Below are 22,054 nucleotides of genomic sequence, written 5' to 3' on the forward strand. Positions count from 1 at the left end.
CATAAACAATGTCATAAACAATGTCATAAACAATGTCATAAACAATGTCATAAACAATGTCATAAACAATGTCATAAACAATGTCATAAGCTTTACAATCAATGGCGAATTAAACATGATCACCCATCGATTAGTCGCTACGAGTAAACCGTTAAATAATTCCAATACGTAAAAATGTATGCACTACAGGCACCACTTCGATAACTGAGTGAGTCGTTAAAAAAGGTAAGACCCCAAGACTCAGGTGACCTCACCTCTTGTTCACTATGCATCCCATTATGAGCGAGAGATATCTTTTGCTCCCCAATGTGGAAAGTGTTTACGCACTAAGGTATTCATTTCAAGTTCAAATTCTGAATAAGCATGGGGGGCTTTGTGAGATTTTTTCGACTCATCAGACACCGCTGCTCTTATCATGCCTGCCCCAACCGTCACATTGGTCAAACGATCGATAATAATAAAGGCCCCAGTGGCACGATTAGCCTCATAAGCATCAAACTGAAGCGGCGCAGTGGTTTCAAATCGGCAACGACCAATTTCATTCAGTGCTAATTGCTGAGCATCAAGTTTATCGAGTGAATTTACATCCACTTTGTATTGAATCGATTCGGCAAAACCAAACACAGAATGACTGCCCGCCTTAATCACATACTCTCTATCAAGCTGTAACGGCTCTTCTGTCATCCACACCACATCGGCATCAAAATGCGCACTGGAGTGAGGCAGATCATGGGGACGCACCAACATATCACCGCGGCTAATATCAATCTCATCTTCCAATGTCAGCGTGACGGCCTCACCCGCTTGGGCTTTTTCTAAGTCACCGTCAAAGGTCACTATCGATTTCACTTGACTGCTTTTACCCGATGGCAAAGCCACTATCGTATCGCCGACGCGAATGTCACCCGACGCCACAGTGCCACTAAAGCCTCTAAAATCCAGATTAGGGCGATTCACATACTGGACTTGAAAACGAAATGACTGATGGGCATCATGATTTACCGATACCGTATTGAGCAGTTTTAGCAATGACGAACCGGGATACCAAGGCATATTGGCACTTTCATTCACCACATTATCGCCTTTTAACGCCGACATCGGCACAAAGCGCACATCGGTAAAGGTTAACGCGTTAGCAAACTCTCGGTATTCTTTTTTAATGTTTTGGTAAACACTTTGATCATAGTCCACCGCATCCATTTTATTGACGGCAACCACCACATGTTTAATGCCCAGCAAAGAACAAATAAAGCTATGACGACGGGTTTGCACTTGAATACCATGGCGCGCATCAATCAAAATAATGGCTAAATCACAGGTTGATGCCCCCGTTGCCATATTTCGAGTATATTGCTCATGGCCCGGCGTATCGGCAATAATGAATTTACGTTGCTCAGTGGCAAAGTAACGATAGGCCACATCGATTGTGATCCCTTGCTCACGCTCTGACTGTAAGCCATCCACCAGCAAGGCCAAGTCAAATGACTCATCCGTGGTATTAAACCGCTTAGAATCTTTCACAATGGCAGCCATTTGATCTTCAAAAATCATTTTACTGTCAAACAATAAACGACCAATCAAAGTGGATTTACCATCATCGACACTGCCACAAGTCAAAATACGCAGCATGTCTTTATTTTCATGTACTTTTAAATACGCTTCAATATCAGAAGCAATCAACGACGTACTATTATCAGCCATCTTGTTAATCCTTGGTGCTACCATTGCAAACACATTATGGCTCACAACGGTTGAATTTTTTACCTATCGTTTTGCTTAATCGATGCCCTATATTCAGTGGCAAACATGAACCCGCAAAACCAACTTTAAACACAAAAGTTAAAAATGAAACTAAAGGACTCAATAAAGGTCAATGGCGGTTAAAAATAACCTTCCATTTTTTTCTTTTCCATTGAGCCCGCAGAATCATTGTCAATCACGCGTCCTTGACGCTCTGAAGTGGTACACAGAAGCATCTCTTGAATAATTTCAGGCAGAGTGGTCGCTGTTGACTCAACTGCACCGGTCAGCGGATAGCAACCTAAGGTTCTAAAGCGCACCATTTTTTCTATCGCCACTTCGCCTTCTTTCAGCTCCATGCGCTCATCATCTACCATGATTAAGGTGCCATCACGTTCAACCACAGGTCGCGGCGCAGCTAAATACAGTGACGGGATCTCAATTTGCTCAAGATAGATGTATTGCCAAATATCAAGTTCAGTCCAATTTGATAACGGGAAAACGCGAATACTTTCGCCTTTATCGACTTTACCGTTATAAATATTCCACAGCTCAGGGCGTTGGTTTTTAGGATCCCATCTGTGCTTGCTATCACGAAAAGAATACACACGTTCTTTCGCACGAGACTTTTCTTCATCACGGCGAGCGCCACCAAAAGCAGCATCAAAACCATGCATGTCTAACGCTTGTTTCAACCCTTCCGTCTTCATGATGTCAGTATGTTTAGCGCTACCATGAGTAAAAGGGCTAATGTTCATTTCAAGCCCACGGGGGTTTTTATGCACGATTAAATCAAAACCATGCTTTTTTGCCATTTCATCGCGAAAGGCAATCATTTCCTTAAACTTCCAGTTGGTGTCCACATGCATCAAGGGAAACGGAATTTTTGCTGGGTAAAAGGCTTTTCTGGCCAAATGAAGCAGTACCGATGAATCCTTTCCCACAGAATACAGCATGACAGGATTTTCAAATTCAGCGGCCACTTCACGCATAATTTGAATGGACTCGGCTTCAAGCGCCTTTAAATGTGTCAATCTAATGGGATCCATACTCTTCCTACTTAAAAAATAAGCCTAAGTAAAACCTTAAAATGAGATGCCCTTCAAGACACAGCATAGGTGCTTAAAGGCATAACAACATAAAGCTAACAAATCATATTAAGACTCATTTTAAAGGACAAAGCTGAGTCATCGCCAACCTTATCTCCCCAAAACCTAGATTGAAATCTATCAACTAATAACCTTAAGTTATATATAAAGGATGTAAAGGAGATAAAAGTTATATAGTGGTTATCTAATAATCGACCACAAAGACAGGCCTATTGATAATATTTCTTCATTAAGTTCAACATGATCTCAACCGCTAGACTTACAAAGTAAAAGGTTAAACACCATGTAAACGTATAAGTGAAATAATACGTTAGTTCGCGTAATGTAAAAGAAGCAATGTCAAATCACGACGGGGACAACCGCAATAAGCGTGTGTTGTATCAGTATAATCCATTTCAAGTGATTGCTTACCTATCCATAAACCCATGAATCCATAAACCCATGAACCCATGAAAAAAAGCAAGATTTACCTTTATCATCACCTCTTCCTCGATAGCATCTTGGTTATTGTGATTATTATACTGAAAGACACTATCAATCTGCTTAAAAATAAGACTAAAATAGTCTAGTAAATAGAATAAAGTACTCAAAAAAGTGGTGATACTGGATAATCAAATCAATACAGGGAAGATCTCAATGGACAATACACAAGACAGTACGGAAGTCACATCAATCACAGTACAAACCAAAGATGGTTTAAACTTAAGGGCTACGTTGTATGCCTCTCATATACCAGCTAAAAGCATTGTCATTATAAATTCTGCTACAGGTGTAAAAAAACAATACTACGCCGATTACGCTCATTTTTTAGTAAGCCAAGGCTTTATGGTACTGAGCTATGATTATCGTGGTATTGGCGAAAGCCAACCTAAAAGTAATAAACAATATAAACTGATGAAAATGCAGCATTGGGGCGAACTCGATTTCGCCGCTTGTATTGCTTGGTGCCAAACCCACGCACCACACCTTCCAATTACTTGTATTGGCCATTCGGTTGGGGCACAAATTATCGGCCTTGCTCACAATAATCACGCGTTAAGTGCCTGTATTAGCCTATCGGGTCAATCAGGTTATTGGCGCTATTGGGATAAGAGAAAATGGCCGAAATTATGGCTTGCTTGGTATGGAGTGATCCCCCTTATTCCTCAATTTATCGGGTATTTACCCGGTGCTATTTTAGGCAGCGAGCCTCTGCCTAAAGGCGTAGCACAGCAATGGGCACAGTGGTGTCGTCATCCTGATTATATTTGCGATCAGCAAGGTAAAAAATGGCGACCTTACTTTTCGCAAATGCATTCTCCCATGCATTTTTATCATATCAGTGATGACGATGACTTCGCTCCGCTTAAATCCGTCAAAGCCCTCGCCCAATTTTATCGCAATGCGCCTGTCACTCTTGAACGTATTCACCCTGAAGATCATAACATTCCTTTTATAGGTCACTTCGGTTTTTTCAAAAAAGACATGCCCCAAACTTTATGGCAAACCACTGCCGATAAAATCAATACCTTGCTCATTAAAAATAACTTAGAAGATAAAAATAATGATGAAAATATTGATAAAGATAAAAGCAACAACACTTTCTTCGATATGGATCTACACCATGAAAAAACATAAAATATACGAAATGAGACTTTATTCACTAAGCGCAAACAAGCTTTACTCCAAATCAGTATCGCCAACACAATAAAGTGCAGTCAGTCCCTTCGGTGAGCTAAAGTACTTTCAACCAGTCAGTATTAAAACGCTCTGCCCCAGTATATACCCAAACCACTTGAAGATGCAGGATTCAGCTGGAATTAAAACGCGTTTAGGCAAGGCATTGAGTTGAGGGCTTAGTTATTCTAAGTTGATATTCAATAACGCAGAATAAAAGGCCTTGCTTTTACATATAAAGAGGCCAGCCCGTTGGGAGCCTGTAAAAAGACTAACTTCTACGTTGCATCACCTCAAAAGGCAATAAGCATTCTTTCAATAATGCGCCTTGAATTAAGCCTTTTTACGGGCTCTGAAAACATGCACTTTCAAGTGGTTTGGGTATAAATATCAATTCAATGTTATGTAATAGCTCTAATTTAACCTATTAAGTTTACTCTGTGGCTGCATTATTTGCTTATAATTTTGTATACAATATAAATATACTATTGAAATTTTGTAACTGACTCTCTATGGATACTTTTTCTGCCGCTGTGATGTTGTTTCTTATTATGGATCCTTTAGGAAACCTACCTATATTTGCTTCTATTTTAAGGCATATTGAACCTAAAAAAAGACGTAAGGTACTGATAAGAGAATTGATTATTGCTCTTTTTATCATGCTTTTATTTTTGTTTTCTGGTGAGGTTATTTTGAACTTCCTTAATTTACGATCGGAGTCAGTCAGTATTGCGGGTGGTATTATTCTATTCCTGATCGCGATTAGAATGATTTTTCCTCAGGCTGGCGGCGTGGCTGGCCTTGCTGCAGGAGAAGAGCCTTTTATTGTTCCTATGGCGATTCCTTTGATGGCTGGGCCTTCTGTATTAGCGGCGCTTATTTTACTTGCTCATACCGACAGTAGTCGTATGTTAGATTGGAGTATTGCGCTTTTTTCTGCATGGGGGTTAAGTGCGGGTATTTTACTTTTTTACAAAGTGTTAACTAAGATGCTTGGAGAAAAAGGATTGACGGCGATGGAAAGACTCATGGGAATGGTACTTGTGATGATTTCAGTGCAGATGTTTCTTGATGGTGTGGGAAGCTATATGGGCCGTCTACATTAAAACTGAACTCACACTTAAGTTCTAGTAAAAAGGTTTGTGCGAAAGTGTTGTTGAGGTTATTATTTGGTTTCAGTTATGTTAACTGGGGGCCGTGATGCGAAAATTCAACACTTCTTTTTGTTTTGCGTGGGGCTGTTTAGGTGGTCTACGCATTCTCTTTCATTGTTGTGCTTATAAAAAGCGGATTCAAAAGGGGGCTCAGCTTTATTTACTGTTTTTGGGCTTATGCTACTTTCCTGTTAATGCAAAGCCTGTTCAAGATTCATTCGTTGATTATCATGTATTGAATCCACAGGTTATTGATAATCAGTTACAAGCTTTATGTTATAAAGTATTGCCGATGGGGATTGTCTCGGGCTCTTGTACAAATGAATCGAGCCTTCCTTCATATGGAAGGCGTGCAGGCAGTGATTTACCTGTAAGTTATGATGCATTCATTACCTCAGAGGCGCTGATTGTGAGTCCCGCTTTTATAGAAACGCTTATAGCATTCCCTTATTCTCATGCATATTTGCAGAAACGAGCTATGTCAGCTTTGGAGGAAGAAATATTTGATCGACATAAGCTATCTTATGGCCAATATGTGAATTTGAATATTGTGAAAATGTTAGGTTATGATAAGTTTGAGCAAATGGCTTTTTCGTCTTTAACGACATACTTTGACCTCAGTGAACCATTAGTTGGCGAATTTCAATATTATTCTCAACAAGGGCATTTACTTAATAATGCGATGTCCTTTGATGTTGAGTTACCTATTGTTCAGCGATTAAACTTATCGATGCAGGCTCGTTGGGATATTGAAAAAGATTATGATTATAGCCAAGTGCTGGTGGATGGTGTAGCGATTGCGGGTAACCATACTAAAGCCAGTAATCAAATTAATCATGCAAGAAATATTTTAACGGGAAGTTCGAACAATATTATTGGAACATCAGAAAAGAGGTGGGTTGATTTAACCTATGACTTAAGTGGGTATGCTGGCAGAAAGGTGCGCATTACGGTGAATTATGTCACCGATGAAGCGGAAGGCTATGATGGTATTGTGATTGGTAATATTGCCGTTAACCAAAAGGGTGATGAAATATATCTTGATGGCAGCGAGTTGAATGAGTTGATTAGTTTAGTCGGGTTTGAGCGTGTAGCTGATCAGACAAAAGAAAGCAATCAAGGTTACATAATGCAGCCTGGCAGGATTACTGATATAGGATTAGCTTTATATTCCACAGAAAATTAATTTGCTATGTGGCGTCTTTCAACAGTCGTTGTATCGCTCGATAACATCTATGATGGCTTCTTGTCATTTTATGATGAAACGGCTAGTTTTTGAGGGCTGTTAATAATATTTTTCTTAGCTGTTGGTAAAAAGACTTCGCTCACTATGAGTTGTTCTGAATTAAAGTGGAAATAACGGCGACGTCCCCAAAGAGGTTCATTGACTTCTTGGTGTAGTGATTTTGCCAGCTCGGCTAACTTACTGCTTAAAGAGAATTTCGCTATTTCTATTTTTCCGGGGATAAATTCATTGGTGGTAAATAGAAGCTCACCCAAAGGTTTTGATCCTAGCCCCAAAAAATCAGCTTGTTTTTTTGACATAAGCTGTTGGGGGATCAAGGTTCTAGCAAAAACCCAAGGCTCTCCGTCTAAGCAAAGCAATACTTCTCTGACCCAGACGGTTTGCTGCTGTGGGAGTTCACCAACACAAGAAGTATGCATGCCTTCTCCCAACACTTTAACTTCAAAATGTTGGCATTGCTCTTTCAGTCTTTGCGTTAAGCTATCGGGTGCCATTAACCAAGTATTGAGTCTCGAAGGGAGGGTTTCAGGTATATTGATTGGAGATAACCAATTGATCTCTTCTCCGTAGGGGAAACGTAACGTGTTGGAAGTGGGCATGGTATTCCTTGCTTTGAGTAATGAAGCCCTCAAGCGGCAAAATAGGGGAAACATGAGTAAGCTGTAAATTGCGTTTCGCAGTCTATCACGGTGTAAATGGAAACCCCAATTAAATTGAAACAGAAATCCAAATTTTGAGGGTGAAGTCTAAAAAATGAACTTTGATGCCAAGTCTATTTAAACTAAGAGTATTGTAAGGATTACAATACTTTCGTCATGATGTCGCTTTTTTTAATCAACAGCCCAAAATTGGCTAACAGAGGAAGTAAAGATTAATGAGAGTAACAAGACTATTATCACTGTTGATTTATGTTTGTATTTTAAGTTCGAGCCTTGTTAGTGTTAATGCCGCACAAGAGCAAATTTTGAAAAACTATGCTTATTATGGACTGGAACCCGATATTGTCACTAACTATATCAGTGGCAGTAAAAAATTGGGTTTTGTCAGAGTGAATGTTGAGCTTATGGTGAGTGGGACTCAGGCTTTGGACAAGGTAGAACATCATGACCCATTATTAAGGGCGGCTATATTGGCGATTTTAGGTGAGCAAAGCGAAGCACAAGTTAAATCAATTATCGGCAGAGAGGCTATTCGTCAAGCCTGTTTTGAGGCAGTGAACCAGTTACTTGAAGAAGAGGTTGGTGAGGCTTTAGTTGAGAATTTATTATTCACTCAGTATCTTTATAATTAATCAACTATAGGTAGGTTAATCGGGTATAATTGCTTTTTTTGTTATTCTTAGTGTCGTTATGCCCAAAATTAATCAAAGGCTTTCTGCCAAGGAGATGTCTATGGATGAGACTGTGCCTTTAATTAAAAACAAGGGATTACATTTACGTAATCGACATAATTCTGGATATGATTTTCCTGCGCTGATGCAGTCTTCTCCTGAGTTTAAAACCTATGTTAAACCAAGTGCTTCAGGCCAATTGTCGATTGATTTTTCTGACCCTATGGCCGTAAAGTCCCTTAATCGTGCTTTATTAAAAGATTGCTATCAAATTGATTATTGGGATATTCCTGATGGTTTTTTATGCCCACCGATACCTGGTCGAGTTGATTATATTCATTATATTGCTGATTTGTTGTCACCATCAGGTAAGATCCGTAAGGGGACTAAAGTAAAAGTCCTGGATATTGGAACGGGAGCAAATGCCATTTATCCTATTCTTGGTATACAAGCTTATGGATGGCAATTTGTTGCATCAGATATTGACTGTTTAGCGATTAATAACGTGGAAGAATTGATCAGTAATAATGTTGTGCTTAAAGATAAGTTACTGTTAAGGTTGCAAAGTGATCCTCAACATGTATTTCAAGGCATAATAAACCCTGAAGATCGATTTCATCTGACTATGTGTAATCCACCTTTCCATGCTTCTTTGGCTGAAGCAACGGCTGGAAGTGAACGAAAAGTAAAGAACTTAGCAATTAATCAAGATAAAAGAAATGCGCTTACCGTGGATAAGGATAAGGGTAATGTGGTCAATTGTTCCAAATTAAATTTTGGAGGACAAAAAGCTGAGCTCTGGTGTGAAGGTGGAGAGCGTCAATTTCTGCAAAGAATGATAAAAGAAAGTAAAATATTTTCGCAGCAATGCCAGTGGTTCACAAGTTTAATCTCTAAGAAAGAGAATGTTGTGATTTGCCAAGAACTTTTAGCTACTATGAAAGTTGAACAGACAAAAGTAATTGAAATGAAACAGGGTAATAAGAGAACTCGAGTGCTATGTTGGAGTTTTCTTAACAAAAAGCAAGAGCGTTTGTGGTTAGATTTTTATTCTTAATGTCATATGATATTTAGGGTAATAACTCAGTATTTTTCAAGCTAGTAACTGTATCTAAGTAACTCATCCCTGTATTATGCAATTATTGTTTGTTTTAGACTAACTGCTTGCTAGCTATTGGTAGCATAAATGGTATCCCATTAAACCAGTGGAAACTCATAACGTGTTTGAAGAAAAAAAGTGGACATTAAAAAGTATTGCTGAAAAATTAGGTGTCTCTAATGCAACAGTGTCTAATGCTTTTAATCGGCCGGATCAATTATCCGAGAAGCGTCGAAAAGATATTTTAGCGGCTTGTGCTGAATTAGGTTATTTAGGGCCTAATAAGGCAGCGCAATCTTTACGAAAAGGTAAATTTGATACTGTGGCGTTAGTATTATCTGACAGTGTCGAATATATGGTATCGGATCCCGTTGCGAGTCATTTTATGAAAGGCGTAGCTTCGGTACTGGCTAGAGAGAAAATTAATCTGTTGCTTTTTTCGGGGAGTGCAGAGCACGTTAATAGTGTTGTGGATTTTGTTGATGGATTTATTTGCTATGGTCGCCCAAGAAATCCATTGTTAGTCGATCAGTTAAAGCTGGTAAAAAAGAAAGTGGTGACTGCCGATTTTGATATTCAGCGCAATGCATCTGTTGGTATTGATAATGAATCTGCCGCACATGAAATCGCAAAATTAGCGATTCAATCATCAAAAGATGATGTTGCTATTTTGGGCTTGCGTTTACTTGATACCGATACAACCTGTTATGTGGATGATCTCGATATTGTGGTGAGTGATGCATCTATTGCCCATTTACGGTTAAAAGGATACTTATCGGCTTTATCTTCAAAAGGGGTTGAGTTGAAGTCGAAGCGTGTTTGGAATATTCCTGAGAGTCATGCTCACTCTGCGAGTGTTGCTGTTAAACAAGCTTTGAATTCGTCTCCAAGACCCAATGTATTTTTATGTATGAGTGACATGATTGCACTGACCTTGATGAATGAAGCGACCAATATGGGATTGAAGATCCCCCAAGATATTCGTGTTGTTGGCTTTGATGGTATTGATGAGGGAGCTCGGTATAATCCACCGTTGGCAACAGTGCATCAATTATCAGAACAAAAAGGTATTAAGGCTGCGCAAATGTTTGTTGATGGGGCGACTCACGAAGAAATTTTGCCTTATGAACTTAAAACTGGAGCCAGTTGCTAATATCATTAGATTAGCTGAAGTGCAAGGTTTCAGCTAATCGTTATTTTAATAAAATTATTGATTTAATTTGATGAATTGTTCAGCAAGTCCATTAGCATTATTTGACTTTCACCTGTTTCGTTTCTTATTATGATGCTACTTTGGTTGTGGATTAAATCAACCTGCAGTGATGCTTGATGGCCCAAGTGATCCCAAGTCAAATTTAAACCATTTTGTGTTTTGTCGACAGAAAAATTCCCCTCAAAAACCTTGAGTTGGTTCCTTATTTTTATCAATTTAATTAATGCTTGAACGACTGGTTTTTTCAAGGCGTTTTGTATCTCTTGGGGATTTAAATAAGGCCTATTTATATCTCGTCCAACCTGTGTTTTTTCTAATAAGTCCATGTCATTGGATAAGGCAAATAAACCGGCATAATATACTTGCGGGATCCCCGGTGAGAAAAACTGAATAGCTCTTGCGAGAAGATAGTGATAATCGTTTTTCCCCAGAGCATCGTAATAAGTGCAATTCACTTGGTACAAATCAAGATTATTAGCAGCTTTTCCTGTTGCTTTTAAACTTTGTCCTGCGCTGTTTCTATGAATAGAATTGACTAACTCATCGATTTGTTCTTCGGTTAATAATCCCGCTTTAGTTTCACTAGGTCCAACATCAATAATACCAATACCATCGTGCGTATCGAGCACGGTGATACAATTTTTGGGGGCTATCGTTAGCCAGTGGCAAAGTGAATGAGAGTTCGAGGTATTAATGGTATGTAAAATGAGAGGGGGGAGAGCGAAATCGTAAACCATATCCACACGCTTGGCGATATGGATTTGTGTTTCATAGTGCGCATGGATTTCTGCCAGTGTTCTCATCCCTAAAGCATGGGCTTTTTCCGATAGTTTATTAATAAACTCAAATGTTTCATTGAGCATGAAACAGCTACTACCTGCTTGTTTAATGGCATAACCAGCAGCATCTAATCTAATGAGCTTAATATTGCTTTGTGCAAATTGTTGTAAGGCTTTGTCTAAATAGGCTTGACCTGGTTTTGAATTAACATCAATGTCAATTTGAGCTGAGGTAAAAGTCGTCCAAAATTCAGTTTCAACACCATCATCTAAGGTATAACGGCTGAAGCAACTGCCGGGGCGGGGTCGATAAATTTTGGTTTCTTGCTCATCACTCATGCCATTGGGGAAGACTTTTTGTTTAGTGAGAAAGAGATCTCGATATAAAGAAGTTTGTGGATGGCGAAGAACATCTTGAAATTCGTCTGATCCTGCTGACATATGATTCACTATCAGATCGGCCATAATCTCATAGTCTTGTCCGATGTTCTCGATATCTTTCCATGTGCCTAAACGTGGATCCACCTGAATATGATTGATAGGATCAAAGCCTGCGTCACTTCCATCGATCGGATAATAAAAAGGTAATATATGTGCTCCGCCAAAGAGATTGTTGAGGTCATTATCGAGTAGTTTCTTGAGCTCCTTAAGTCCTGCACCAGTGAGCCTATCTGCGTAAGTTATTAGTTGTATTTTACTTCTCATTGTTGACCTTCATTTTAGCTAGTATCGTTTAGAAGACATTTTAATTTTATATCTTCATCTTTATTTTTAATTGCAGAAACAAACTTAATCGATTAAGTTGTATCTTTAACTATGTTCGAAAAATATTCAAGGGAATTATCTTCACTCTAGGCATATTAGGGCTTGTGTTAAGCGTATAAGATGGGCTGATTTTAATATATAGTGAGTAAAGTTTATTGATTAAACACCAAGATCCTTTTGCCGGAAAGTGATTTTTATTTATTATATATTAGTGTCTTATGTTTTTACTTGCTCGTTATTGAGTGGATGTTCAGTGTGATAGTTTAAATATTAAAAAATAATAGGTGTGATGATGGATAGTTCTAACTTAAATATACAGCAAGCGCATTTATCCAGAATAAAAATGCTAACGTATTTGATGTTTTTTATGTTTGCGATGACCTCTGATGCTGTTGGTGTCATTATTCCTGAGCTGATTAACGCGTTTGACTTGTCGATGACTCAAGCCAGTGCTTTCCATTACATGCCAATGATTTTCATTGGGTTAAGTGGTTTATTTTTAGGGTATTTAGCTGATAAACTTGGACGCAAGGAAACCATTTTATTAGGCTTAGGGGGATTTTCTTTAGCGGGCTTTTTATTCGCATTGGGTGATGAGTTTTATTATTTTTTGGCATTGTTGGCTCTCATTGGAACTGCAATAGGCGTATTTAAAACGGGTGCATTAGCATTAGTGGGGGATATTTCTAAAAATGCCTCAGAACATTCAAGTACGATGAATACTGTGGAAGGTTTTTTTGGCTTGGGAGCCATGCTAGGCCCTGCTATTGTGAGCTATTGTTTAGCAAGTGGGTTATCTTGGAAGTATTTATATTTAGGGGCGGCAGTGTTTTGTTTGTTTCTGTGCGTAGTGGCTTTTTCTTCCCGTTATCCTGATATCAAACAAGCCAATGATGAACCCATTACGTTGAAAGGGACAATGGCAATGATGCGTAATCCTTATGCCTTAGGTTATTCATTGGCAATAGGTTTATATGTGGCGACTGAAGTGGCGATATATGTCTGGATGCCATCATTATTTATTGATTATGATGGGCCGTTTGTCTTGTTTGCGACTTATGCACTGGCTATTTTTTTTACGTTGAGAGCGGGAGGGCGCTTTTTAGGAGGCTGGGTGCTACGCCGTTTCAAATGGCAACAAGTGATGTTTAGTTTTAGCTTGGCTATTTGTGCATGCTACCTAGGTGCAATGATGTTGGGGGTTGAAGCTGCTGTGATCTTATTACCTTTATCGGGTCTTTTTATGTCTATGATGTATCCTACATTAAACTCTAAAGGAATTAGCTGTTTTCCAGTTAAGCAACATGGCTCGGTTGCTGGTGTGATCTTATTTTTTACTGCGTTATCAGCTGCTATTGCCCCTTTATTCATGGGGATGATCAGTGACTTATTTGGTGACGTTAAATATGGATTTTATTTGGCCACATTTTTTGCCTTATTACTGTGTTTGATGTCATTGTTTAATCTTATTAAAGATCCTTCTGCCCACTTGCTGGAAGCTCATTAATATGTCGCTTATTGATGAAAAATAATGCTAGTCATCTTTCTGGTAACATCTATTTTTTACCCATAACTTTTATTTTTTGTTAAATTAAAGCTTGATTAAAATATCTTTTTTGTTAATTTAATAGCAATTATCTTAATCGATTAAGTTTGATGGTTTTACCTTAATAGATAATAAGTATGCTTTTAATAAATCGATATTTTGGGGGATAAAAGTGATATGTTACTTATTTTGATAAAGTGTGTTTTTTGTCATTAATTTTAATGTGATAGCTATTTTACTGCATTTGATTTTTATGGTTTTTAGCCAAGCCACTGGCAGTCAGGAGCGTTAAGGTAATGAGGTATATAGGAGGTGAACAGAATATTGAGTGTTATTGATAAGGTCACGCTTATCTGAAGCTCGTTTTAATAGTTTTAACTCTCTATCAAGGCCGTGATGGGGAAAGTAGCAGTAACGAAGATAAACGATGGGATAATAATAATGAATAAGAACTTATCGAAAAAATATCTATCAAGCTCGTTGGCATTTGCTATGAGCGCTAGTTTAGGGGCAACAGAAAATCCACAGATTGAAGACAGGGATGATGCTATAGGCTTAGAGCGTATTATTGTCACAGGAGTGACTCAAGGAACACGAGTCATGGATTCAAGTGTGTCTGTTAGTACCGTTACGCCTGATGAATTGGAGGTGAGCTCACCTCGTACAGCTGCTGAAGCCTTTCGCATTATTCCTGGTATTAAGGTCGAATCGACTGGGGGGGAGGGGAATGCCAATATTGCTGTAAGAGGATTACCCGTGGCCGCTGGAGGTTCAAAATTCCTTCAAATACAAGAGGATGGGCTTCCAATTCTTCAATTTGGCGATATTGCCTTTGCGAACGCTGATATTTTTTTACGACTGGACAGTACGATGGCAACGATTGAATCGATTCGTGGCGGTTCAGCCTCTACTTTAGCGAGCAATGCGCCTGGCGGAATAATCAATGTTATCAGTAAAACGGGTGAGAGTGATTCAGGCAGTATAGCGACAACTTATGGCGTGGATTATGATTCTTTTCGCACTGATTTTGAGTATGGCAGTGATATTAATGATACGACTCGTTTTCATATTGGTGGCTTTGTGCGAGATGGGGAAGGATCGCGTAATACGGGATATACCTCAAATAGTGGCGGGCAATTAAAAGCGAATTTAACCAAAGAATTTGATACAGGTTATGTGCGTTTGTATTTTAAGCATTTAAATGACAAAACGGTGAGTTATTTACCTATGCCTATGTATGCAGACGGGCGCTCTATTGCTGGTTTTAATGCCAGTTCTGATGCTATTCAGTCAGCTTATTTTTTATCGACTCATAGCTTAGGCGGCGATGGTGAAATGAGAAATGGGGATATGCGAAATGGCATGAATCCTCTAGTGAATTCATTGGGCCTTGAGGCTTCTTTTGAGCTTGAAAATAATTGGTTGATTGAAAATCGCTTTAGATATTCTGAGATCAGTGGCAATTTTCTTTCTCCTTTTCCTGCGCAAGTTGCGTCGAGTAATGACATTGCCACGAGTATTGGTGGAGAGGGTGCGACACTTGTCTATGCTAATGGGCCTCAGGCGGGGGCGACAATGAGTAATGATGCGTTGGCGATGCGGATCCATACTTTTGATGTGAGCATGGATGATTTAAGTTCTATTGTGAATGATTTCAAATTAATTAAAGTGTTAGATGATACTAGTGTGACTTTGGGCTATTACAATAGCATGCAAACTATTGCTATGTCTTGGATGTGGAATTCTTATGTGATGGAATTAAAAGGTGATAATGCTGCACTGTTGAATGTTGTTGGTGTGGATGGGACTCAGTATTCTGATAATGGCTTATATGCCTACGGTGTGCCTTATTGGGACAATTGTTGTCAGAGAAAATATGATGTTGATTATACTATTCGAGCGCCTTATTTAGCTGTATCGACACAGCTGGGAGATTTCTCTTTTGATGCGAGTGCACGCTACGATTCTGGTGATGCTACGGGCTATTATGCTTCAACGGTACAATCTGAAATTGATATGAATCAAGATGGGAATATTTCTGTCCCTGAAATGAGTGTTTCTTCGGTTAATAATGCTAATCCCATGCCCGTTAATTATGGCTGGAATTATATGTCTTATTCGTTTGGGGTTAACTACAGTGTTGCACAAAACTTAGCACTGTTTGCTCGTTCGAGTCATGGAGGCCGAGTGAATGCCGATCGATTATTATACGGTAAGGTTAACGATGATGGTTCGGTCTCAAAGCAAGATGCAGTGGATTTTGTGGATCAGTATGAGTTAGGCGTTAAATATCGGTTAGATGCCCTGTCTTTGTTTGCAACGACTTTTTATGCTGAAACCGAAGAGCAAAATTTTGAAGCGACCAGTCAAGATTTTTTTGATCGTAAATACGAGGCTAAAGGCATTGAATTAGAGGCGGCTTACTATATTGGGGATTTTGACTTTAGAGGGAATGTAACTTGGACGGATGCTGAAATCACTAAAGATGGATTAAATGCTGACTCGGTTGGGAATACGCCGAGAAGGCAAGCTGATTATATCTATACCTTAATGGGTCAATATAACTTTGATCTAGCCAGTATTGGCTTAAGTTTAATTGGAACCACAGCAAGTTATGCTCAAGATAATATTGTGCAAGATGACGATGCATTAAAATTTGATGGTTATAACCAAGTCAATGCGTTTGCTTCTTATATCCTCACAGAGGGATTAACGGTTTCTTTGAATGTGAATAACCTCTTTAATGCAACAGGCATAACTGAGGCCGAAGAAGGCGTTGTGAGTAGCGCTGATGATATTATTCGCGCGCGGACGATTAATGGCAGAACGACTTCAGCAACCCTTAAATACGACTTCTAATATTTAGAGCGGGCGAGGCGGCTGCTCTTTCAAGATCAGCCGTTCTTCATTTTTTCTCATCCACATTTTAACTTTATTTTGAACAGTTAAATCGTTAAGCGCATTGTCATTCTATTAGGAGAAGGTGCTGATTGAATGCTAATTCGATATACTCGTCCAATAGTAACGTAGAATAGGATATGGAAAATGAGCGCAGCAAAAATAGGTATAGTGACTGTTAGCGATAGAGCCAGCGCTGGCATTTATGAAGATTTATCAGGTAAAGCGATAATTGATGTGCTTAATGAGTATTTAGTATCAGAGTGGGAACCTGTTTATCAGGTTATTCCAGATGAAAAAGAAGTGATTGAGGAGACCTTAATTCGTCTTGCAGATGATAGCCATTGCAGTTTAATCGTGACAACAGGTGGAACGGGGCCTGCAAAAAGAGATGTCACACCTGAAGCCACTGAAGCGGTATGCGATCGTTTAATGCCGGGTTTTGGGGAATTAATGCGAGCCGAATCCCTTAAGTTTGTTCCTACCGCCATTTTGTCTAGGCAAACAGCTGGACTGCGTGGTGATTCATTAATTGTCAATTTACCCGGTAAGCCTAAATCCATTCGTGAATGTTTAGATGCGGTATTTCCTGCTATTCCTTATTGTATTGACTTAATGGAAGGCCCTTTTTTAGAGTGTAATGAAGCTGTAATTAAGCCCTTTAGACCAAAAGCGAAATAGAATTCAGTTCTGCTTTAAGTGTCTGATAATAAATAGTAAAATTGTTTTTTTGTAAATGGCTTTATGTTGCATTTTTGTTTCATTTTTTGTTCTTTACTTTGCTTTTTTTTAGCTGTTTGAATGCGAATAGAGCAAAAACTCTTTAGTTTTTATTGCATCTTAAAGTAATATGGCTAAAAAATAATACGCTTTTAAGCGATGAAGGTAGCTATTTTATGTCTCTCGAACAATATCATGTTATTCGACTTATTCAGCAAAAGAGTCAATCACTTGGCGAAGCCATCGCGCTTAAAGGTTTTGAAATGACCGCGCCTTGGGACAGTGTTAGCTGGAGTCAATTTGATGAATACACATCTCAAATCGCAAGAATACTGATCCAATTTGGGCTCCAATCTCAAGATAAGGCGGTGATTTTATCTCAAAATTGCCCTCAATGGACCTGTGCGGATGTAGGGATGTTGAAAGCCAAGGCGGTTGTTGTCCCGATTTATCCAACCAGTACGGTGGAGCAAGCCGCCTATATTATCAAAGATTGTCAGGCTAAAATCATTTTTGCGGGTGATGAGCTGCAATATCAAATGGCTTGTCAGCTGCTAAAAGAGTGCGATAGTGCGACCCGCATTATTGTGTTTGATGCCAATGTTAATTTGATTGATCAAGAAAATCATTTTCACCTTGATGCACTCTTGTCTCAAGACGTAGAGCAATCTCATGATCAAGCATTACAGCAACGTTTATCTGATCTGCCTCTCGATGATATTTTAACTTTGATTTATACCTCTGGGACAACAGGGGCCCCTAAAGGGGTTATTTTAGATCATCGAAATGTGGCAACCATTATTCGCCAACATGATAGCGAGCTAAACTTTGAAACCGGTGACGTTTCCTTAGCATTTTTGCCATTAAGTCATGTTTTTGAGCGAGGCTGGAGTTTTTACGTTTTAGGTCGAGGTGGCTGTAATGTTTACCTTCAAGATCCGATGAAAGTCAAAGAAGCGATTACCCAAGTTCGACCACATACGTTATGTGTTGTGCCGCGTTTCTTAGAGAAAGTGTATGGTGCTGTTCAGGAGAAAGTGGCAAAAGCGCCCGAGAAGAGAAAAAAACTGTTTGATTGGGCATTATCTGTGGGGGAAAAACACTTTGAAGTGGGTCAAGGTAGAGCAAAGGGATCATTATTATTAAGTTTACAATTTTTACTCGCCAATAAATTAATTTTTTCTAAGTTACAGCAAGTTTTGGGCGGGCGGCTCAAATTTATGCCTTGTGGTGGAGCGGCTCTTGAAGGGAAAGTTGCCGGTTTTTTTCATAGTATCAACCTCCCAGTATTATGTGGCTACGGTATGACCGAGACGAGTGCGACTGTTACGTTAAACACCCTAACAAATCGTGTGACGGGTTCCAATGGTCAGCCTTTACCTGGCGTTGAAATAAAAATTGGTAAAGATAATGAAATTTTAGTGAAGGGCGATACGGTGATGAGGGGCTACTATAATCGCCCTGAAGCAACAGAAGAAACCTTTGAAGATGGGTGGCTGAAAACGGGGGATGCAGGCTTCATTGATGAGAATGGAAATCTGTTTATTACCGATCGCATTAAAGAATTAATGAAAACCTCAAACGGTAAATATATTGCACCACAACGTGTTGAAGGGAAAGTGGGCTGTGATCCGCTGATTGAACAAGTCGCCATTGTTGCCGATGCTAAGCATTATGTTACTGCTTTAATTGTGCCTTCATTTGAATCATTAGAGATTTGGGCAAAAGATGAGGGAGTTGATTATAGTTCTTCATTAGATTTATTACGTCACAGTAAAGTGATTGAGCATTTTGAGCAGAGATTGCATTTATTGCAGGATGAGTTAGCTGGATTTGAAAAAATTAAAAAGTTTACCTTGTTGGCCGATCCCTTTTCAATGGAGTCAGGCTTGATTACGCCGACAATGAAATTGCGCCGTAAGATGATTTATCATAAGTATTCTCAAGAAATTGACGCGATGTACACTTAGGAGTTTGTTGTGATAAATGATGCTATTGAGCTTGTTATTAAGCCGAGATTTTGTGAAACAGATGCACTTGGACATATCAATAACACGGTTATTCCTATGTGGTTTGAGGCAGCACGTGAGCCGATATTTGAAATCGTTAATCCGGGTCAAAACTTAGCGACTTGGAATTTAATCTTAGCGGGTTTTAATATTACGTTTAGTGCGCCAACATTTTATGGAAAAGAGGTGTTGATTAGAACGAATGTGAGCCGTATTGGTAATAGTAGTTTTGTGGTGACACAATCTTGTTGGCAAGAAAACAAGAAAACGGCTGAAGCGCAAACGACTATGGTGTTTTATGATTATGACATGGATAAAAGTCAACCATTAACGGAGCATATTCGCAATCAACTTAACCAATTAATGTGATCTGATAAAAGGCTTGTTTAACTATTTGACAGTGAAGCAAGCCGCTTAAGGTTATTCTTGGTATTGCGCTAGTGTGTTAAGTAACTCTGTGCTGATAGGCGCTTTTTTCCCTGTTTTAAAGTTGAACATGACCACTTTTGACCATCCTGTTGTGGCGATCTTTTGTTGTTTTTCGCTGAAAGCTGTGTAATGCAAAATAAACCTATCAGTCTCAATATTGCTGACGGTCACACCTATGGTTAATGTATCAGGAAAAGTCACTGGGAATTTGTATTTTGCTTGATTTTCACTGATCACGGGCCCAATCATGGTCTCTTTTTTCAGTAAGTTTATTTTACTTAAAAAATCAATTCTGGCGATTTCAAAGTACTTAAAGTAAACCACATTATTGACATGTTGAAGGGCATCCATCTCTCCCCAAGCCACATTGATTCTAGAATTGATAGGATAGTGTTTTAAGAAGTCTTCCATTCGTGTTTAAATCCTTTTTAATTTGTTGTTTTAAAATAAAAATTAACATTTAGTTCGTTTATTAGCAAGAAATGGAGCTGAACTGATGTTGTTTAAAAGTGGGTAACCTATACTTATATTCGTAGGCTATAGGGGGCTTAAAAGCGATACAATGAAACCATCTTATCAATCTCATGTTGCTCAATCTCGGACGCTTTTAAAAGAGCAAAGTCGAGGCTATGGCTTGCTTTTAGGCATTTTAGTGATCGTCAACTTTATCTTGTTCAAGAAGCAAGTTGATTTATCGGTTTTTTATTTCTTGAATAATTTAGCCCTTGATTTTCCTCACTGGTTTTTCGCTCATTTAACCGATTTAGGCAGTGGGGCGACAGTGATTGGTTTGAGTCTGTGTTTTCTTGTGTTTCGTCCTGAATTGATTTGTCGAATGTTAGTGGCTGGAATCATTTGCAGTTTACTGGTGTGGGGGCTAAAGCATTACTTTGATGTGCTAAGACCTGCCGCTGTTGTCAATTCTCTCAATATCATAGGTAATATCCATTTTAAATACAGCTTTCCTTCAGGGCATACTGCTGCTGCATTTGTATTTGCTGGTAGCCTTTATTTATCACTGAATCCTATTTGGATAAAAATGGTGTTGTTGGTTGTGGCGAGCTTTGTTGGAATGTCTCGAGTGGTTGTGGGGGCGCATTGGCCTAGTGATATTGCCATGGGGGCCATTATTGGACTTTTTAGTGCCTATTCTGCCGCTAAATTATTACCGCCTATTTGGTTAATTGCTAAGGTGAGATTATTGTGTTTTGTGACGATTTTTATTGCGCTTGTGATCGCGGAGATCGAAGGTGAATACGACTTTCCACAATTGCCAAGTGTGAAGGTTTTTCGATGGATGATTATTTTCTTATCCTTGATTTTAATCATGAGGCATGTTCTTTTATCTTGGTTAATCAATAAGCCTAAGAAGGTATAGCTTCTTAGGCTTGATGTTTCTAGGGCTTACAGCTTGATTGGCCCTTGTATGTCATCAAAGTTTACTTCACCAGAGCCTGAAGTCAGTATGGTTAATCCCTTTGTATTATAAACATTAATATCACCTGAGCCATCATCAAGTGTGACCTTGCCTTGGCTCGTGTTAACATTGATATCTCCCGAACCATCGTCAATGCTGATATTCCCAGCGATATGTTGCAGTGTGATGTCTCCTGAGCCATCATCAATCGTGACATCTCCAGAGCTATTGCGAATATTCACAGCCCCAGAGCCATCAGTAATCGCGATGTTGGCTGAATTGTTTTTAATGGTAATACTGCCAGAGCCGTCTTCGATATTAAGTTGATGTCCACCGACAATTTGGATGTTTCCAGAGCCGTCATTGAGTTGAATGTTAGCTTTCATATTGGTTATTTTTATTGCGCCTGAGCCATCATTCACATCCAGTGTTAAATGCTCTGGTATGGAAATCATGAGATCGATGTAAGGAGAAGGATGCAGACTCTTGTGTTGTTCGAACTTCGCATTGAGCTTTGCTACGTGTCCATGTTTTTTCAGTGTTAAAATATAAGGCGTATTCTCATGGTAATAAATATTTGCCGTCACCATAATGTCTTTTTGGCCTTTGACGCCCTTAATGGTTAATTGTCCAGCGCCGACATTAGCCACAAGGCTGTTGAGATCCTCTGTATTAATTATTTTGGTTTCCTGTTTATGTTTTAGAGAGGAGTGGTTAGCACCTTCAACATAGATAATGCAGCCAGATAAAGACAGCAATAAAATACTCATAACGATTAGGGAGCGGAACATATTTTGTATATCCTTGTTGTAATGTTATTTCAATGACTTCTCAGATAAAGCAATCAATATGCCAATATTTAATCTATTGATTATTATAGATTTTATTTTATATTGTTTATGGTTTTTATATGATTGTGAGCATTTTGGTTATTATTTGTTGTA

The 22,054-nt window shown here is 38.9% G+C and carries 17 protein-coding genes and 1 pseudogene; 12 read left to right on the top strand and 6 right to left on the bottom strand.

The window, feature by feature from the left end:
• Positions 1–276 precede the first annotated feature (276 nt).
• Positions 277–1,701, bottom strand: a complete 1,425-nt coding sequence (gene cysN / locus Q0779_RS19265; protein ID WP_298775156.1) for a sulfate adenylyltransferase subunit CysN — start codon at positions 1,699–1,701, stop codon at positions 277–279.
• 179 nt (positions 1,702–1,880) lie between these two features.
• The gene (cysD, locus tag Q0779_RS19270) at positions 1,881–2,789 is read right to left on the bottom strand and encodes a sulfate adenylyltransferase subunit CysD (RefSeq protein WP_298775158.1); all 909 of its coding nucleotides are present in this window, start codon (positions 2,787–2,789) and stop codon (positions 1,881–1,883) included.
• Positions 2,790–3,485: 696 nt separating this feature from the next.
• Here cysD and Q0779_RS19275 point away from each other — a divergent pair.
• The 3 genes from Q0779_RS19275 to Q0779_RS19285 all read left to right on the top strand — a co-directional run bounded on the left by Q0779_RS19275 (position 3,486) and on the right by Q0779_RS19285 (position 6,845).
• Positions 3,486–4,466 (top strand): alpha/beta fold hydrolase, encoded by a 981-nt coding sequence (locus Q0779_RS19275; protein WP_298775160.1) that lies wholly within the window; start codon positions 3,486–3,488, stop codon positions 4,464–4,466.
• 551 nt (positions 4,467–5,017) lie between these two features.
• The gene (locus Q0779_RS19280) at positions 5,018–5,611 is read left to right on the top strand and encodes a YhgN family NAAT transporter (protein WP_298775162.1); all 594 of its coding nucleotides are present in this window, start codon (positions 5,018–5,020) and stop codon (positions 5,609–5,611) included.
• A gap of 94 nt (positions 5,612–5,705) precedes the next feature.
• Entirely contained in the window at positions 5,706–6,845 is a 1,140-nt protein-coding gene (locus tag Q0779_RS19285) for an immune inhibitor A domain-containing protein (RefSeq protein WP_298775164.1), read from the top strand.
• Positions 6,846–6,913: 68 nt separating this feature from the next.
• Here the strand turns inward: Q0779_RS19285 and Q0779_RS19290 are convergent, their stop codons facing one another.
• Complete coding sequence (locus Q0779_RS19290; protein ID WP_298775165.1) at positions 6,914–7,504, bottom strand: chorismate lyase; 591 nt, start codon at positions 7,502–7,504, stop codon at positions 6,914–6,916.
• A gap of 275 nt (positions 7,505–7,779) precedes the next feature.
• Between Q0779_RS19290 and Q0779_RS19295 the strand changes: the two genes are divergently transcribed.
• The 3 genes and pseudogenes from Q0779_RS19295 (at position 7,780) to Q0779_RS19305 (ending at position 10,487) form a co-directional block, all read left to right on the top strand.
• Complete coding sequence (locus tag Q0779_RS19295; RefSeq protein WP_298775166.1) at positions 7,780–8,196, top strand: flagellar basal body-associated protein FliL; 417 nt, start codon at positions 7,780–7,782, stop codon at positions 8,194–8,196.
• A gap of 121 nt (positions 8,197–8,317) precedes the next feature.
• Positions 8,318–9,292, top strand: a pseudogene (rlmF, locus tag Q0779_RS19300) (23S rRNA (adenine(1618)-N(6))-methyltransferase RlmF); the annotation flags it as partial.
• Between the two features lie 163 nt (positions 9,293–9,455).
• Entirely contained in the window at positions 9,456–10,487 is a 1,032-nt protein-coding gene (locus tag Q0779_RS19305; RefSeq protein ID WP_298775169.1) for a LacI family DNA-binding transcriptional regulator, read from the top strand.
• A gap of 62 nt (positions 10,488–10,549) precedes the next feature.
• Here the strand turns inward: Q0779_RS19305 and gtfA are convergent, their stop codons facing one another.
• Positions 10,550–12,031 carry a sucrose phosphorylase gene (gene gtfA / locus Q0779_RS19310; RefSeq protein WP_298775171.1) on the bottom strand — a complete coding sequence of 494 codons (1,482 nt, stop codon included), beginning with the start codon at positions 12,029–12,031 and terminating at the stop codon, positions 10,550–10,552.
• Positions 12,032–12,383: 352 nt separating this feature from the next.
• Between gtfA and Q0779_RS19315 the strand changes: the two genes are divergently transcribed.
• The 5 genes from Q0779_RS19315 to Q0779_RS19335 all read left to right on the top strand — a co-directional run bounded on the left by Q0779_RS19315 (position 12,384) and on the right by Q0779_RS19335 (position 19,633).
• The gene (locus Q0779_RS19315; protein ID WP_298775172.1) at positions 12,384–13,598 is read left to right on the top strand and encodes a sugar MFS transporter; all 1,215 of its coding nucleotides are present in this window, start codon (positions 12,384–12,386) and stop codon (positions 13,596–13,598) included.
• Between the two features lie 480 nt (positions 13,599–14,078).
• A complete protein-coding gene (locus tag Q0779_RS19320) occupies positions 14,079–16,496 on the top strand; it encodes a TonB-dependent receptor (RefSeq protein ID WP_298775173.1) in 2,418 nt (805 codons plus the stop codon).
• A gap of 186 nt (positions 16,497–16,682) precedes the next feature.
• The gene (mog, locus tag Q0779_RS19325) at positions 16,683–17,216 is read left to right on the top strand and encodes a molybdopterin adenylyltransferase (RefSeq protein ID WP_298775174.1); all 534 of its coding nucleotides are present in this window, start codon (positions 16,683–16,685) and stop codon (positions 17,214–17,216) included.
• 215 nt (positions 17,217–17,431) lie between these two features.
• Positions 17,432–19,225 carry a long-chain fatty acid--CoA ligase gene (locus tag Q0779_RS19330; protein ID WP_298775176.1) on the top strand — a complete coding sequence of 598 codons (1,794 nt, stop codon included), beginning with the start codon at positions 17,432–17,434 and terminating at the stop codon, positions 19,223–19,225.
• Between the two features lie 9 nt (positions 19,226–19,234).
• Positions 19,235–19,633 carry a thioesterase family protein gene (locus Q0779_RS19335; protein WP_298775178.1) on the top strand — a complete coding sequence of 133 codons (399 nt, stop codon included), beginning with the start codon at positions 19,235–19,237 and terminating at the stop codon, positions 19,631–19,633.
• A 51-nt stretch (positions 19,634–19,684) separates the two neighbouring features.
• Here Q0779_RS19335 and Q0779_RS19340 read toward each other — a convergent pair whose 3' ends face one another.
• A complete protein-coding gene (locus Q0779_RS19340; RefSeq protein WP_298775180.1) occupies positions 19,685–20,104 on the bottom strand; it encodes a thioesterase family protein in 420 nt (139 codons plus the stop codon).
• Positions 20,105–20,255: 151 nt separating this feature from the next.
• On the opposite strand from Q0779_RS19340, the gene Q0779_RS19345 reads away from it, so the two are divergent.
• Positions 20,256–21,071 (top strand): phosphatase PAP2 family protein, encoded by an 816-nt coding sequence (locus Q0779_RS19345; RefSeq protein ID WP_298775181.1) that lies wholly within the window; start codon positions 20,256–20,258, stop codon positions 21,069–21,071.
• A gap of 26 nt (positions 21,072–21,097) precedes the next feature.
• Here Q0779_RS19345 and Q0779_RS19350 read toward each other — a convergent pair whose 3' ends face one another.
• The gene (locus tag Q0779_RS19350) at positions 21,098–21,901 is read right to left on the bottom strand and encodes a DUF4097 family beta strand repeat-containing protein (protein ID WP_298775184.1); all 804 of its coding nucleotides are present in this window, start codon (positions 21,899–21,901) and stop codon (positions 21,098–21,100) included.
• Positions 21,902–22,054: the final 153 nt, after the last annotated feature.

The organism is uncultured Shewanella sp., from assembly GCF_947491715.1.
In the GTDB taxonomy this organism is placed as follows: domain Bacteria; phylum Pseudomonadota; class Gammaproteobacteria; order Enterobacterales; family Shewanellaceae; genus Shewanella.

What these genes read in the sequence shown, in the direction of transcription:
- Q0779_RS19315 (WP_298775172.1), top strand. Translation starts at nt 12,384, where the DNA reads ATGGATAGTTCTAACTTAAATATACAGCAAGCGCATTTATCCAGAATA.
- Q0779_RS19295 (WP_298775166.1), top strand. Translation starts at nt 7,780, where the DNA reads ATGAGAGTAACAAGACTATTATCACTGTTGATTTATGTTTGTATTTTA.
- Q0779_RS19285 (WP_298775164.1), top strand. Translation starts at nt 5,706, where the DNA reads ATGCGAAAATTCAACACTTCTTTTTGTTTTGCGTGGGGCTGTTTAGGT.
- cysN (WP_298775156.1), bottom strand. Translation starts at nt 1,701, where the DNA reads ATGGCTGATAATAGTACGTCGTTGATTGCTTCTGATATTGAAGCGTAT.
- Q0779_RS19290 (WP_298775165.1), bottom strand. Translation starts at nt 7,504, where the DNA reads ATGCCCACTTCCAACACGTTACGTTTCCCCTACGGAGAAGAGATCAAT.
- Q0779_RS19345 (WP_298775181.1), top strand. Translation starts at nt 20,256, where the DNA reads ATGAAACCATCTTATCAATCTCATGTTGCTCAATCTCGGACGCTTTTA.
- Q0779_RS19330 (WP_298775176.1), top strand. Translation starts at nt 17,432, where the DNA reads ATGTCTCTCGAACAATATCATGTTATTCGACTTATTCAGCAAAAGAGT.
- Q0779_RS19350 (WP_298775184.1), bottom strand. Translation starts at nt 21,901, where the DNA reads ATGTTCCGCTCCCTAATCGTTATGAGTATTTTATTGCTGTCTTTATCT.
- Q0779_RS19320 (WP_298775173.1), top strand. Translation starts at nt 14,079, where the DNA reads ATGAATAAGAACTTATCGAAAAAATATCTATCAAGCTCGTTGGCATTT.
- Q0779_RS19340 (WP_298775180.1), bottom strand. Translation starts at nt 20,104, where the DNA reads ATGGAAGACTTCTTAAAACACTATCCTATCAATTCTAGAATCAATGTG.
- Q0779_RS19275 (WP_298775160.1), top strand. Translation starts at nt 3,486, where the DNA reads ATGGACAATACACAAGACAGTACGGAAGTCACATCAATCACAGTACAA.
- gtfA (WP_298775171.1), bottom strand. Translation starts at nt 12,031, where the DNA reads ATGAGAAGTAAAATACAACTAATAACTTACGCAGATAGGCTCACTGGT.
- cysD (WP_298775158.1), bottom strand. Translation starts at nt 2,789, where the DNA reads ATGGATCCCATTAGATTGACACATTTAAAGGCGCTTGAAGCCGAGTCC.
- mog (WP_298775174.1), top strand. Translation starts at nt 16,683, where the DNA reads ATGAGCGCAGCAAAAATAGGTATAGTGACTGTTAGCGATAGAGCCAGC.
- Q0779_RS19280 (WP_298775162.1), top strand. Translation starts at nt 5,018, where the DNA reads ATGGATACTTTTTCTGCCGCTGTGATGTTGTTTCTTATTATGGATCCT.